The 14,936-nt window shown below is 36.3% G+C and carries 13 protein-coding genes and 1 tRNA gene; 8 read left to right on the top strand and 6 right to left on the bottom strand.

Annotation, left to right across the window (positions count from 1 at the left end):
- Positions 1 to 105 precede the first annotated feature (105 nt).
- Positions 106 to 876: a DeoR/GlpR family DNA-binding transcription regulator gene (locus KJS44_RS10355; protein WP_008687487.1), complete on the top strand. Its 771-nt coding sequence runs from the start codon at positions 106 to 108 to the stop codon at positions 874 to 876.
- A gap of 567 nt (positions 877 to 1,443) precedes the next feature.
- Here the strand turns inward: KJS44_RS10355 and KJS44_RS10350 are convergent.
- Together KJS44_RS10350 and KJS44_RS10345 are read right to left on the bottom strand one after the other, a co-directional pair.
- Positions 1,444 to 2,775: an MATE family efflux transporter gene (locus KJS44_RS10350; RefSeq protein ID WP_008687490.1), complete on the bottom strand. Its 1,332-nt coding sequence runs from the start codon at positions 2,773 to 2,775 to the stop codon at positions 1,444 to 1,446.
- Complete coding sequence (locus KJS44_RS10345) at positions 2,768 to 3,202, bottom strand: MarR family winged helix-turn-helix transcriptional regulator (RefSeq protein ID WP_008687492.1); 435 nt, start codon at positions 3,200 to 3,202, stop codon at positions 2,768 to 2,770. The genes KJS44_RS10350 and KJS44_RS10345 overlap by 8 nt, the downstream gene beginning before the upstream one ends.
- Before the next feature lie 1,391 nt (positions 3,203 to 4,593).
- Here KJS44_RS10345 and KJS44_RS10340 point away from each other — a divergent pair.
- The 3 genes from KJS44_RS10340 to KJS44_RS10330 all read left to right on the top strand — a co-directional run bounded on the left by KJS44_RS10340 (position 4,594) and on the right by KJS44_RS10330 (position 5,788).
- Positions 4,594 to 4,995 carry an SRPBCC family protein gene (locus KJS44_RS10340; protein ID WP_008687494.1) on the top strand — a complete coding sequence of 134 codons (402 nt, stop codon included), beginning with the start codon at positions 4,594 to 4,596 and terminating at the stop codon, positions 4,993 to 4,995.
- Positions 4,996 to 5,004: 9 nt separating this feature from the next.
- Positions 5,005 to 5,589: a DUF6434 domain-containing protein gene (locus KJS44_RS10335; protein WP_008687497.1), complete on the top strand. Its 585-nt coding sequence runs from the start codon at positions 5,005 to 5,007 to the stop codon at positions 5,587 to 5,589.
- A gap of 115 nt (positions 5,590 to 5,704) precedes the next feature.
- Positions 5,705 to 5,788 (top strand) — tRNA-Leu (locus KJS44_RS10330).
- A 106-nt stretch (positions 5,789 to 5,894) separates the two neighbouring features.
- Here the strand turns inward: KJS44_RS10330 and KJS44_RS10325 are convergent.
- Genes KJS44_RS10325 through KJS44_RS10315 form a run of 3 tightly spaced genes read right to left on the bottom strand, consistent with a single transcriptional unit; the run spans position 5,895 to position 7,774 of the window.
- Positions 5,895 to 6,389 (bottom strand): hypothetical protein, encoded by a 495-nt coding sequence (locus KJS44_RS10325; RefSeq protein ID WP_008687499.1) that lies wholly within the window; start codon positions 6,387 to 6,389, stop codon positions 5,895 to 5,897.
- Between the two features lie 5 nt (positions 6,390 to 6,394).
- Positions 6,395 to 6,904, bottom strand: a complete 510-nt coding sequence (locus KJS44_RS10320; protein WP_008687503.1) for a GyrI-like domain-containing protein — start codon at positions 6,902 to 6,904, stop codon at positions 6,395 to 6,397.
- Positions 6,905 to 6,916: 12 nt separating this feature from the next.
- On the bottom strand, positions 6,917 to 7,774 hold the full coding sequence (locus KJS44_RS10315) for an AraC family transcriptional regulator (protein ID WP_008687504.1): 858 nt from the start codon (positions 7,772 to 7,774) through the stop codon (positions 6,917 to 6,919).
- A gap of 345 nt (positions 7,775 to 8,119) precedes the next feature.
- Between KJS44_RS10315 and KJS44_RS10310 the strand changes: the two genes are divergently transcribed.
- Positions 8,120 to 8,647: a metallophosphoesterase family protein gene (locus KJS44_RS10310; protein ID WP_008687507.1), complete on the top strand. Its 528-nt coding sequence runs from the start codon at positions 8,120 to 8,122 to the stop codon at positions 8,645 to 8,647.
- Between the two features lie 22 nt (positions 8,648 to 8,669).
- Positions 8,670 to 9,986: an MFS transporter gene (locus tag KJS44_RS10305; RefSeq protein WP_008687509.1), complete on the top strand. Its 1,317-nt coding sequence runs from the start codon at positions 8,670 to 8,672 to the stop codon at positions 9,984 to 9,986.
- Positions 9,987 to 10,154: 168 nt separating this feature from the next.
- Here the strand turns inward: KJS44_RS10305 and KJS44_RS10300 are convergent, their stop codons facing one another.
- Entirely contained in the window at positions 10,155 to 12,074 is a 1,920-nt protein-coding gene (locus KJS44_RS10300) for an aconitate hydratase (protein WP_008687511.1), read from the bottom strand.
- 121 nt (positions 12,075 to 12,195) lie between these two features.
- On the opposite strand from KJS44_RS10300, the gene KJS44_RS10295 reads away from it, so the two are divergent.
- Both KJS44_RS10295 and KJS44_RS10290 read left to right on the top strand, forming a co-directional pair.
- A complete protein-coding gene (locus tag KJS44_RS10295) occupies positions 12,196 to 13,530 on the top strand; it encodes a citrate synthase (RefSeq protein WP_008687513.1) in 1,335 nt (444 codons plus the stop codon).
- Positions 13,531 to 13,533: 3 nt separating this feature from the next.
- On the top strand, positions 13,534 to 14,529 hold the full coding sequence (locus KJS44_RS10290; protein WP_008687515.1) for an isocitrate/isopropylmalate dehydrogenase family protein: 996 nt from the start codon (positions 13,534 to 13,536) through the stop codon (positions 14,527 to 14,529).
- Positions 14,530 to 14,936: the final 407 nt, after the last annotated feature.

Here is a 14,936-nt window from a genome sequence, read left to right as displayed (position 1 = left end):
TAAGACTTTCCTTTTATTTTTATCCATTGTGTGTTATTTCTTCGCGTTGGATACGCAAAAGAACAAATTTATAGTATAATGAAACAAGATATTGAGGTGAAGTACATGCTGGCACATGAAAGAAATGATTACATCCTGACTAAGCTCAATGCCAAAGGGTGTGTGAATGTTCGGCATCTGTCACAGGAATTAGCTGTGAGTGAGGTGACGATACGTCGAGATTTAGAAGAAATGGAAAAGCAAGGCTTATTGATACGAATACATGGCGGAGCCAAAAAAAATCCGAAAACGGATATCCTGTCAAAGAATGATGAAAGCCGTATGCTCGATCGCTTACAGCTGCATTTTGAACAAAAAAACCGCGTTTGTAAGCAAGCAGCAGAATTCATCAAGGATGGGGATTGTGTTTTTTTGGATGGAGGTACCAGTATTTTTCCAATGCTTTCATATTTGCAAACGAAAAAGATTAAAATCGTTACTCATAGTACCTTGATTCAAGAGCATTTTGACAGTGATGTGGCTGAATTATTCGCAATAGGCGGTAGACTAATACCGGAATATAAGATGGCAGTGGGCCCCATAGCGTTAGAAACTTTGCAACGCTTTAACTTTGATTTTGCGTTTATTGGCTGTGCCGGTATTGACTTATTGCGTCATAAGGTTTATACAGCAGAAATGGATACACTGGCAGTAAAAAAGCAAGCCATGCAGCTTGCTCAACAATCTTATTTGCTTATTGATTCCAGTAAAACTAAAATCAAAGGTTTTTGCAGTTTTACTGACTTTAGTCGTTTTGACGTTATCCTATGCGATGAAGGTGTGTTACAGGAAGATGAAGAGCTACCGGAAAACTTTATGATTGCAAAAACTGAATAAAATAAGTCAATGTATTACCATTTATATCTAATATTGGAACAAGTATAAGGAAGTTTATATCATTGAGTACATGGATTATTCATGATTTTAATACTTTCTTTTCAAATAGAAAAATTAAATTCATATCACTGTCTCTGTTCATTTATATTTAATATTTATTTACCATGCTGAAAATTCATTTGTATGATTTTAGGGGGATTGAGAAATCTAAAGGGGTATTTTGTCATCAAAGGTATGAGCAGAAAATAAGAAGTTTTCACTTCTGCTTTCAATAAACTGAGAAACGATATACTCATGTGTAAAAATGATGACGTTAATACTTAATTTTATAAATTGACGGGTGAGCACAGCTCATAAGATAATCATCATATTCTATCAGCTATCTAGTAGTCTACTAGTTTAACGCTCTCATTGTCCGAAATTTTAAAGCTACATGAAGTCATAAAATCTTCATCATTGTGAACAGTATCACCGCCATAATCATGGCTGCCCCATTTATCTTATTACTGAGGGGAATTGATAAGAACTATAACAACGATTAAAACAATTTTTTCAATTTAAGATCTTTTAAATATAAGAAAACTTTTTTCTATTCATAACTAGATAAAAAAGAGCTATGATGAATCCTAATATCTCTGCTATTGGAACAGCTATCCAAACACCAATCTCGCCAAATATCTTTGGGAGAATAAGAATAGCACCTATGATGAAAATAAATGTTCTGGAAAATGATATAATCGCCGATGTTTTACCATCAGAAAAAGCTGTAAACATAGAAGATGAGAAAATACCTAATCCCATAATAGTAAATGCTAGAGAGTAAATATTGAACCCATGCAATGTTATGTTATAAACATCACTATTTGCAACAGTGAAAATAGTTAATGCTCTTGTCAAGAATATATGCATTAATATGTTTGCTACTATTGAACTAATGATTAGAAACAAGATACTGTTTTTAAAGATACATTTCAATTGCATTTTATCATCATTTCCAAACTTATAACTCAGAATTGGTGCGATACCATTAGCGTAGCCAAAATAGAGCGCTGTAAAAATATATTGAAAATATAAAATAATCGTTATAGAGGCAACACCATTTTCTCCGTAAAACTGTAATAGAGTATAGTTAAATAAAAATGTAGTAGCTGCATTTGCTAAGTTTGTTATCATTTCTGATGAGCCGTTTGTACAAGACTGCAATAGTACTCTGCTATCAAATTTAGGTCGGACAAAATACAGCGCATTATGCTTAGCAGTCAAGAAAAAATGTATACCGACAATAGTAGGAATGCAGTAGCCGATTCCTGTTGCAGCTGCCGCACCTGCAATTCCCATATTTAATGGTGCCATAAAAACGTAATCCAGTACTATGTTTGTTATCCCTGCTAATATTGTAACAACCAATCCTAATGATGGTTTTCCAGCAGTTACAAAGAAGGTCTGAAAAGCAGTTTGTAGAAAAAATGCTGGTGCAAATGTAAATATAATTTCTGCATAAGTAATTGATAATGGAGCTTGTGTTGAACTGGCACCTAAAAATGAAACGATATTTGAAGTAAATAAATTTCCCAATATAGCAATAGAAATCCCTATTAATAACTCGACGACGATAAGAAAACTCAAATTATTTTGTGCTTCTTTCTGTTTTCCCTCGCCCATCTTTCTTGCAACAATAGCACTACCTCCAGTTGCAATCATAATGGCAATGGCCATTTCGCAACAGATAGCAGGATAAAGCATATTAACTGCTGATAATGCAGTAGTTCCAATCAAACGAGAAACAAACATGCCATCTATGATAATGTACATGGATAGACTTATCATCATAATTACGTTTGGTATGGCAAATGATAGTAATGAAGCAAAGTTAAAATTTTTAGCCAATGTTTTATCCATTTTCTATTTCCTCCTTTAGTAATTCATAGTATTTTGTATTGCTCTCAATAAGTTGTTTTCTTTTTTCTTCTCCTAACTTATGCATGGCGTTTTCTTCCATTTGGTATAATCTATTCAAAATAGAAGAAGCGAATATCTCACCGTTTTCAGTAAATGCAATGAGTCTTTCTCTTTTATTTTTAGTACTGGCTGTAATAGTGATATATCCTTTTTTTTCAAAGTCCAATAAAATACCATGTACAGTCTGTTTTGGTAAAGCCCACCATTCACAGATTTGTTTTTGTGTGCATTTTTTATAATCATTTAGAGTATATAAGATGACTAGAGCATTATAATTTAATTGATGTTTTTTAGCCCATATCCTATATAAATCTAATGTTCCACTTAGAGCAATATTGACTAATTTGATTTGTTCTCGAATTTGCATAATAGCCTCCTTTTTATAGTACGGATTCGTACCTTTATATATTAGTACGAATCCGTACTAATGTCAACGGTCATTTAAAATTTGCTTCACGATCTCTTGATTTACTATTAACTTTTTCAAGTTAGACACAAAAAAGCATTGTTACAATAAAATAACTCATAACAATGTTACAATATTTTAAATATATGATTTAAAAATTTATATACTGCTATGCACCATCAAATGCTGATACGTTCATTTTTGAATATCAAGCTATTCAGAAACAGTCATATCTAAACCTATCGCAAGTTTATTATTTATGATTTTTCTTCACATAATTCTTTATAATAGTTTCTGAATATATAAGATGAAATATCCTTTACCTCGTGTATGGTTAATTTTAGTATATATCATTTATAAATGCGATAGTATCCGTACCCAATTGGCAAAGAACGCAAAAAGTTGTAACTAATGGGGTATCTTTAAAAGCATGAAATTAGCGATAAAAGCTTTTTATTTCTCCACCGGATATAAAGCTTTATTTACATAAGAAGCAGAATAGCTTCAATAAATATTCGAAAAGCTATATCCATTATGGCACGGTCATCAGAATAATTTGAAACTGCTTTTCAAATGCGTCAACAGGCATTGTACTGTAAGAGGCAATATCCTGTTAAATTGATTCTGCTTTAATGCCCAAAAAGGCTTCACTGTTAGCAAAATAAGTGTATATTAATTGCTGCGAATCACTTCAAAAATACATATGCATACTATTTAATGCCATATCTAATCTAATTCTGCTATGCCAGTTGTCATAGCCGCATCCTCGTTTTCTCATTCATGGTATAGATGTTGCGAAGTCATCATCATGTAAATATTATATCTTTTCTATGAACAAAACAAAAAGTAAAAAATTCATAGGATGATGAACCTTTGATAAAATCATGGTTAATATGACAGGATGTTGTCCTATATGACATTGTATAATATATAGGTAAGATGTCTATCGATGGAATGTGAAAACTTATAAAGCATAAGTTAAGACATGAAATAATAACCAATTTTTTATGTGTACGGATAGCTTACAGTGATATCATAATTAAAAAAATAGGGTATCCTATCAAAAAGGTAGTGTGATAAAAGATAAAAACCAACAAGCATATTGTACTTTATATTGTGTTGCTTTGTGATTATGATACAATAAAATAACCTATTCGCTTTTCATATGTGGATGGTTAAACAAACAGGGAACGATGATTGACGTTAGCAAAGGACAATTTCTGGTAATAAAGAAGCTGAAATGGCGATTTTTACTGTTAAAATATGTATATCACATTGTGCAACGTCTGCATATGCAGATATTTATGGTAAGGCGAATCGTCGTTTAAGAAAATAAAGGAGGAATGTTTATTATGACTGTTTCAACAATAAAAAAAGTATTTCCATATCCCATACAACAAGTATGGAATTTGATGACGTCATTGGACACGTATGCTTGGCGCAGTGATATAAGTGAAATAAAAGTTTTGGATGATCAAAAGTTTCAAGAAAGATCTTTGGATGGTATCACAACCACCTTTACCATTACTAAGAAAGAACCTTATCGGGTATATGCGTTTTCTATTGAGAATAAGAATATGAGTGGCTCTTGGGAAGGTTGTCTTTATGATACAGATGCTGGGACACAAGTGATATTTACAGAAGAAGTAAGGGTGAAAAAATTTTATATGAAACCATTTATAAAAGGCTTTCTACAAAAACAACAGGAAACTTATATGCAGGATCTAGCAAATGCCCTAGATAAACAAGGATAAGATAGGCGTATGGAAAAACCTGAGCTCAGCAAATTTATGAATGCCGAAACCTTTTCTTCCTACTATTATTTAAAAGAGGAGTTAGTGGCTTTTTGTAAGGAACTTGGACTTCCTACATCAGGCAATAAACAAGAATTGACGAAACGGATTGCTTATTTCTTAGAGACTGGTTGTTGTTTACAGCCAAGCAAACGGGTAATAAAAAAAGCCATCCACGAAGATCTTTATTTGACGACGCTTATTGAACCTAATATTATTTGCAGTGAGAAACATCGGACTTTTTTTAAACAACATATAGGATCGTCATTTACCTTTTGTGTTACCTTTCAGAAATGGTTGAAACATCATGCGGGAAAGACTTATGCCGATGCTATCGCAGCATATCACCAGCTTTTACAAGATAAGTCAACGCAGGATTCAAAGATTGGCGAGCAATTTGCGTATAATGCGTATATACGTGCTTATTTTGCTGATCATAAAAATGGCCGTTTACAGGATGCCATAGCTTGCTGGAACTATAAAAAGCAATTAAAAGGGAAGCCTGTCTATGAAAGAGAGGATGAAATTGCAGTGGGCATTCATAACAGCCATTAAATAATCAGATAACGTGATAGAAGGATAAAATGAACATGATACGATCCAAGAAAAAACTAGTTTCTAAAAAAGTATTTGCCAAGCAAATAAAAATATGCTATCATATTTAAGCAATGCGGGCGTGGTGAAATTGGCAGACACGCTAGACTTAGGATCTAGTGCTTCGCGCGTGCAGGTTCAAGTCCTGTCGCCCGCACCAATGGAACAGACTACTTCAGACGTAAGGTTTGAAGTTTTTTTATGTCTGTATGTGTCATGATTCATCTTGTCACTATTCTAATAAAGAATTGTGCATTACATACTTATCACTGGGACAACATAAGTTCCTTTCTATATGCCTCTGCTTCATGTAATACAAGCGATTGAATATATGGATGATAATCTGGGTGAAGCAAAAACATAAAAGCACCGTTGCGACATTTCTGATGATACGCATGCTTCATAAAAAAAGAGTATCCCATAGAACATTTCGGATTACATGCATGTGGATCAAGCAAACGTTTACAAACAGGTGCATGTGAAATGGCTTCCTGCATTTCCAAGGGCAAGGTGTCTAAAACTGCTTCATATTCATTTACATGAGCGCCATAAATCCTTATCAACATCCCTTTTTTTCTGAAGATATAATTTGCAATTGTCTTATTATGCAATACATAAGCAGCGACATAGCCACTTCTGGCTTCTTTAATATGTATCCTATACCCCTGATGAAGAAGCTCTTGATGCAAATTTACTATAAATGCATGGTTTTCTTGCGATACAGCTGTCATAAATTCTGAGAAATCAATGTTTTTTTTCATAAGATTTACACTCCTTTCTTTTCTTGTACGGCGATCCATACCTCAACGTTGCCATCGGCATGATAATATTCTATATCTGGAGCTCCTGCTTTCATTCTTCCTGTGATATAGCCTTTATTTAAAGGTTTATATTTTGACTTTGGCAGCCATTTTGTAATTGCCTGTGCTTCTGTTTTTCCTATTGTCTTTTTCGTACAGGGAAAGATTGCCCATGTCCTTGCAGGAATGGTATATGCAAAAAGATCCCCCTGTACAGCATGATCACTTGCAACAGCAATCATATAGGTAAATTTACGAGAATCATAAGGGTCACTTTGATAAATATGAATACCGAAAAGACCTTGTGTACTATCCTTTGCCATCGCAAGTAAATTCTTATCCAGATGATCTTTTTGAATGGCAGACCAGAATGCAGGAATGGCTTTTCTTGCTTCGCCCTTTTGATTTGTTGTTTCCAGGAAATAGCCTACGACACGTATGCTTTGTTTTTCTTCTATGTGAAATGCGGTTTTCATGTTTTTCTCCTTCTAGTGTTTATGAATAATGGGAATCCAGATCTGACTACTATAATTACTGTCATAGGCATTAGCGTTGCTGTACCATTCTAGTTCTGGACAGGCTGCGTGTTGAAATGGATATTTCATGATCCATTCTTCGTGTAAATATTTCCAACCATTTTGCATGGCTTGTGGTACAGGACCTTGACAATCAAAAATAGCCCAGGTGGTTGCGGGTATGGATATTTCGTAATAGCCTTTGGGCAGAGCGTCATCTGAAATAACCATGAGAGAATAGTTTTGCCTATCGGAGTTAAAATTCTCATAAGGATATAAACCAAATACGCCTTGTGGTGTACCTTGATCCATCGTTATCAATTGAGAAAACGTTCCATCTCGTTGACATTCGCTCCAAAAAGCAGGAATTTTTGTATATTGTTCCCCTTTTCTATAGTGCATCTTCTTACCGAGCAGACGAAACCCCGGTTTTTGTTTTATTGACCAAGTATAGCGTTGCTTCAAAGCTATCTGCATCTTAGGGATAACACGTAATTGGGCATCAATGTTTCTTGCTTGTGTCGGTGTAATTCCATGAAATTGCTGAAAAGCTTTTGTAAAAGAAGTAGGAGAATCGTATCCATAGCGATAACTTATATCGATGACTCTTAAGTTTGTACTTTTCAAATCATAGCCAGCTAAGGTTAATTTTCTTGATCGAACATATTCGGCAAAACTAATACCGTACATATAGGAAAATACTTTTTGAAAAAAACCTATGGAACATCCAGCTAATTGGGCAATTTCCTCTTGCTTGATAGGTTCTTGGTCGCGTTGTAAATGGTTTTCAACATAATCTATAATATCTTGTAATTTTGTATTCCAATCCATGGGTAGACTCCTTTCCTATTCATTATAACGGAAATAAGATTACATCTCCTCTTATTATATGTCCTATCTGGATAGCTTTTTTTGCTTGTCTTATTTTATCATAGGAAGTAGATAATCATAAACTTTCCTATCAATATAAGGTGAGGAAATAATTGGAATATCTAGGTGAAAATCGCAGATATGGACCGTGCAATCAATATACAGGATGCGTCTTTATCGGATACGGATTTTCTTACCTATCACCGTTTTGTTTTTTGTAAATTCTTTGTAAATCGAACAATTTAGGATAGGAACTTTCTCTAAAACAGTTTATAATAAAAGAAGAGTTCGGTAGGAGGAAACGTTATGAAATACCTGCTGATAAGTGATACGCATGGACAATTAGAAAAGACTCGTAATCTGATATTGCAATATCCTCTTATGGATGGCTATTTTCATATGGGAGATGTGGGCTTTGCCTTGTCGTATCTAGAGCAGTTTCATATTGTCAGAGGCAATCATGACCGTCATACCAGTCTGCCCATGGAATTGCGTTTTACATTAGGAGAACGGAAAGTGCTATGTATGCATGGAAATCGTTTTGATGAAGAAACCGTACAAGAGCTTTTACATATGCAACATCTCAGCGGTGAAGAAATGATGGAAGAATGCATGCGGCGCCTATATGAAAAATTGTCTGATTATACAAAACGGCAGGGCTGTGATACGCTGTTTTTCGGTCATACGCATGAGCAGTGTTGTGTGGAATATGAAGGTGTTACCCTGATCAATCCAGGCTCGCTTAGTTTTGGGATGAATGGTGCCGGTTATGCTATCGTTGAAATTGAGGGGAAACATATCCATGCGGAAATGAAAACATTACCCAACCTATAAAAGATAAGAGAGGAAAGAAAGTATGTTCACAAAAATTTTAACAAAATTAGGCTTTACGAAAGAGGAAACCAGCTGGATATTATACGATGTCGGTAATTCAGCACAAGTATTAACGACCTGTACGGTGATTTTCCCTTTATTGATAGCGAAGATTACACCGGGTGACAGCAGTGTCTATGTTGGATGGGCAAATGCTATTTATGCGATTATTCTGGCATTGATATCGCCGGTCTTAGGTACGATGGCAGATTATAAAGATAAAAAGATGCGAATGTTTAAATTCTTCTTATATATGGGAATCTTTGGCGGTTTTGCCTTAGCCTTGCCGTTCATTGATTACAAGATGGCTTTGCTTGTTTTTGTTATCGCCATGCTGGGGTATAATGGTTCCATTATCTTCTATGATGCTTTCATCGTGGATGTTTGTGATGATGAACGTGTGGATAAAGTCAGTGCAGCCGGCTATGCCTGGGGGTATATCGGCTCGGTGTTACCGTTTTTGATTTTTGTCATTCCTTTTGCGGCAGTTACATTGTTTGGTGATAAAGTAACGGGTGACTTGGTGATTGGTTCCTTTACTTTAACCTATCGCATGGCATGTGGAATAACGATGGGATTGGCAGTTTTATGGTGGTGGATCTATTCACGTCCAATGTTAAAAAATGTCAAACAAAAGAACTATCATGAACCGGTTCCTCATGTAATAAAAGAATCGTTCGCTCATTTGTGGCATACCTTTCGGGATGTTAAGAAAAATAAAAATATCTTCCTTTTCTGTATCTCTTATTTCTTTTATATCGACTGTGTGAATACAGTCATTAAAATGGCAGTATCCTTAGCAACCGAAATGGGAATTACGGATACGATGAGTTTAGTAGTTGTTATCTTTATCAATATCATCGCTTGTCCTTTCTCCATCTTATTTGGTAAATTGGTAGGAAATTTTGGCTCCAAGAAAATGATCTATGCCGGCATCATTGGATATATCGGGGTGGTTGGCTGTGGTGCCATGATACAAAGCAATCCATCCTTTATCTGGTTAGTGGCTTTATTGGTGGGTATGTTTCAGGGAGGTATTCAATCCGTATCACGTTCCTATTTTGCGAAACTGATTCCTGATAAGGCAGATAGCAATGAGTTCTTTGGTTTCTTCTCTGTGTTCTCGAAATTCTCGGCTATTTTAGGACCTATCGCGGTATCCATCATCATCATGATAACAGGAGAAACCCGTTATGGAATTCTGGGATTGATTCCTATGATGGTGTTAGGAATGATTTTCTTGATGTTTGTGAAGGATCCTGAAAGTGAACAAAAGTTTAGGAAAAAGAAAAAAGTTTAAAATAGAGAAATTTCATCTTTAGCTAAATAAGGTTACATAAATAATAAGTCTTTTGCTGATAGACACAAAAAAAGCAATTCCTTTAACAAAACAGGAATTGCTTTTTTCAATGTACTTGTTGCTTCATTTTTAATAAGAAGCTGTATTCTTTTGATTGTAGCGTTATCCTTACTGATGTTGACGAATCAGATTTAAGGTACCACCGGCCTTGATGGTTTCAATATCTAATGCCGTAAGATGATGTGCTACCTCAAAACAGTATCCTTTGGTAATGTTTTGTACCTGTAAAGGCACATCTACTTGAAGATCTGATAGATGTTCAATCTTTAATTCATCCATTTCATCAATGGTATCATAATCTTTTTCATTCACAAAGGTCAAAGGAAGAATGCCAAAGTTAATCAGATTGGCACGATGGATACGGGCAAAACTTTTGGCAATGACGGCTTTGATACCTAGATACATAGGTGCTAATGCGGCATGTTCACGAGAAGAACCTTGTCCATAATTCGCGCCTGCTACAATATAGCCACCACCATGTTGTAAACAATCATCATGGAAGCTTGCTTTAACATTCATAAAGATAAATTCACTGATCTTTTCAATATTGGAACGATATGGCAATACCTTTGCGCCGGCTGGGGCAATATGATCTGTTGTGATATTATCTTCTACCTTGATCATGACCTTCTTATCAATAACATCATCTAACGGTGTGTTGATAGGCAATGGTTTGATATTTGGACCGCGGATAACTTCTGTTTCTGCTGCAGTCTGTGCATCTGGTACAATGACCATGGAATCATCAATGGCAAAGGTTTCAGGATCGTTTGGTATCGTGTAATCAATCGTTCTTGGATCTACGATATAACCGGCTAAAGCACTTGCAGCTGCGGTTTCAGGGGAAACTAAGCATACTTTAGCACTAAGTGTTCCACTTCTTCCATAGAAGTTACGGTTAAAGGTACGTAGTGATAAAGCATTGGTAATAGGAGATTGTCCCATGCCGATACAAGGGCCACAAGTACTTTCTAAAATTCTAGCACCGGCAGAGATCATGGCTGATAAACCACCATTTTGGGCAATCATGTTTAATACCTGTCGAGAACCCGGTGAAATGACCAGACTGACATTTTCATCAATGGTCTTACCTTGTAGAATGTTAGCAACGCTCATCATATCGCGATAAGAGGAATTGGTACAGCTGCCGATGGCAACTTGATCGACCTTTAAGCCTAGTACTTCAGAAATAGGCAGGACATTGTCCGGAGAATGGGGCATGGCAATCATTGGTTCTAAGGTTGTTAGATCAATTTCAATGACTTTATCATATACCGCATCTTCATCTGCAACGATTTCTACCCAATCTTCTTCACGTTGCTGCTTTTTTAAAAAGTCTTTTGTTACTTCATCACTTGGGAAAACGGAGGTTGTTGCGCCTAATTCTGCTCCCATATTCGTAATTGTAGCACGTTGGGGAATGCTTAAAGAGGCAACGCCATCTCCACTGTATTCAATGACACTGCCTACCCCGCCTTTTACACTTAACAGCTGTAAGACCTTTAAGATGATATCTTTACTGGAAACACCTTTTGTCAAGGCACCATGTAATTTCACATTGATAATATGTGGCATGTTTAAATGGAAAGCTCTACCCGCCATGGCACAGGCTACATCCAAACCACCGGCACCGATAGCTAAAGCTCCCATACCTCCGGCAGTTGGAGTATGAGAATCACTTCCTAATAATGTTTTGCCGGGAATGGCAAAGCGTTCCAAATGAACTTGATGACAGATCCCATTTCCTGGACGTGAAAAGCGGATACCGTGTTTCATAGTGACCGTTTGTAAATACTTATGGTCATCGGCATTTTCAAAACCGCTTTGTAAGGTATTATGGTCGACATAGCTGATGGACAATTCGGTTTTTACCTGCTCGACGCCCATCGCTTCTAATTGCAGATACGCCATAGTGCCAGTAGCGTCCTGTGTTAATGTCTGATCAATATGAATGGCGATTGGCTCGCCGCGTTTCATCTCACCCTCGATGAGATGTGCGCTGATGATTTTCTCAGTTATCGTTGGCATAAATTCTCTTCCTTTCTCATATACAGGTAACATTATATCATAAATCATGAAAATATTTCATTGATTTTATGAAAAATATGATGTAATATTGAAAGTAACTTGAAAGTGAGAGGTGAGCCTTATGATTGATGCATTGCACACATTTTATCAAAAATCGAAACAGTATTCGGATATTCCTAATGAATTGTTTCATAAATATAATGTCAAAAAAGGATTGCGTAATGATGATGGTACGGGGGTTCGCGTCGGTCTGACACGCATTGCAGATGTCGTCGGTTATAAATATGTAGATGAAGTAAAAACAGATGATGAAGGGAAGTTATATTATCGTGGTATCGAGCTTCGCGATATTATAGCGAATATTAGCAAAAATCAGGTATGTGGGTATGAAGAAACCTGTTTTTTATTACTGTTTGGCTATTTGCCTAATCGTGAGGAATTACAAGATTTTTGTAAGATTTTAAAGGATCACTATGAATTGCCGGATGATTTTTTGGAAACCAAATTTCTGCATATGCCGGGTAAAAATATTATGAATCGTTTACAACAAGCGGTGTTGGCACTTTATGATTATGATGATGCTGCCGATGATATCAGCGTGGAGAATACGCTAGAGCAAGGCTTGAATATCTTGGCCAAATTACCAAGCATCATCTGCTATGCCTATCAGAGCAAGATGCATCGCTATAATAAGAAATCATTGGTCATCCATCCGGTTCAGCAAAAGCTGTCCATCGCGGAAAATATTTTATATATGTTAAGGAAAGATCATCGCTTTAGTGAATTAGAGGCGAGAATTTTGGATATGATGCTAATCGTACATGCAGATCATGGCGGTGGGAATAACTCTACTTTTACAAATGTAGTCATTTCTTCTACCGGAACTGATATTTATTCTTCGATCGTTGGTGCTATTGGCAGCATGAAAGGACCTCGTCATGGAGGCGCCAATTTAAAGGTCAGTTCCATGATGAAAGAAGTTATTCGTGAAATTGGCTATACGGATAATGATGTGGAAATCAAGGCATTGTTGTATCGCATATTAAATAAGGAGTTTTATGATTGCAGCGGTCTGATCTATGGAATGGGTCATGCCATTTACACATTGAGTGATCCGCGCAGTGAGGTGTTGCAGGGTTATATTGAAAAGCTGGCTGAAAGCAAGCATAAGTCGAATGAATATGAATTCTATCAGCGTTTTGAGCGGTGTGCCAAAGAGGTAATATGGGATGTCAAAGGCATTCATGTCTCTAGTAATGTCGATTTCTATAGTGGTTTTGTATATGAGATGATGGGCATACCTGAAGATTTGTATACACCATTGTTTGTGACAGCAAGAACTGTCGGCTGGCTGGCACATAACATTGAAAATAAAGCATATGATGGCAGGATTATGCGTCCGGCTACGAAATATGTAGGAGCCGTAAAAGAGTATGTAAAAATGGAGGAGCGTTAGTATATGAAAACAATTACCGTATTTAAGGGAGATGGCATTGGGCCTGAAATTGTAGATGCCGTTTTAAAAATTTTAGAGGCTGCCAAAGCCCCCTTATCTTATGAGTGTTTTGAAGTAGGGGCAGCAGAATATGAGCGTCATGGGAAACTGATTCCGGATGCTGCCTTTGCGTCCTTTGAAAAAAATAAAGTACTTTTAAAAGCACCAATTACGACACCGATCGGTAAGGGATTTCGTTCCTTAAATGTCACGCTGCGTAATAAGTATGACCTTTACGCAAACATTCGCCCTGCGAAATCAAACAGCGCCGTAAAGACCAGATTTGAGAATGTGGATATCGTGACATTTCGTGAAAATACAGAGGATCTGTATGTCGGAGTGGAAGAACAGATTGATGAAAATACTGTACATGCGACAAAAATCATTACGCGCAAGGCAAGTGAACGTATTATTCATGATGCTTTTGCTTATGCGAAAGAGCATGGAAGAAAAAAGGTCACTTGTGTGCATAAGGCGAATATTTTGAAGATGAGTGATGGTTTGTTTTTAAATATTTTTCAAACGATTGCCAAAGAATATCCTGATATTGAGGCAGATGATAAGATTGTTGATAATGTATGCATGCAGCTAGTCATGCATCCAGAAACCTTTGACGTCATGGTCATGCCTAATCTGTATGGTGATATCGTATCAGATCTTACCAGTGGTCTAATTGGTGGTTTGGGACTTTTGCCAAGCTGCAATTTGGGTAGTGAATATGCAATGTTTGAGGCAGTGCATGGCTCTGCACCGGATATTGCCGGAAAGCATATTGCCAATCCAACCGCTTTGTTGTGGAGCGCCTGTATGATGCTAGAGAATCTAGGTATGGAAGATATTGCCACTAAGATTCGCAATGCTGTTGATGCGGTGTTAGAGGAAGCTAAGGTGCTCACTCCTGATCTTCATGGCAATGCAACTACGCAAGCTTATCGAGATGCTATCATTGCACATTTATAGACAAGAGCGTTTTCATGATATAAATAATGCCAAATATGGCAGATAGAAATAAAAATGATGCTAGGATGACGTAGTGTAAAATATACGTTATAGGGGCATCATTTTTTTTGCTGGCTCGCATGCGCGTAGCGTAACTAGAATTACGCATATAATGAGCTATGATATAGGTGAGAGTAAGTGAATATTTTGCATTCTCACATCGGGCTATGAGAATAAACATAGTATGAAAATAATCAGAAAAGTAAGAATTTCGGCAACGGTTTTATATGGTATTAATTTGTTAGAAATAAACGATCTTCCTTGTTCTTTTTAGAACATTATTGTTGAGTTTATAATCATACAGAAAATAATTAAACGCTTACATTTGTCAATGAAAGAGGTTACATAACTCACTTGTGAATACAAGA

The organism is Longicatena caecimuris, assembly GCF_018406465.1.
In the GTDB taxonomy this organism is placed as follows: Bacteria; Bacillota_I; Bacilli_A; order Erysipelotrichales; family Erysipelotrichaceae; genus Longicatena; species Longicatena caecimuris.
This window is presented reverse-complemented; position numbering and strand designations above follow the sequence as displayed.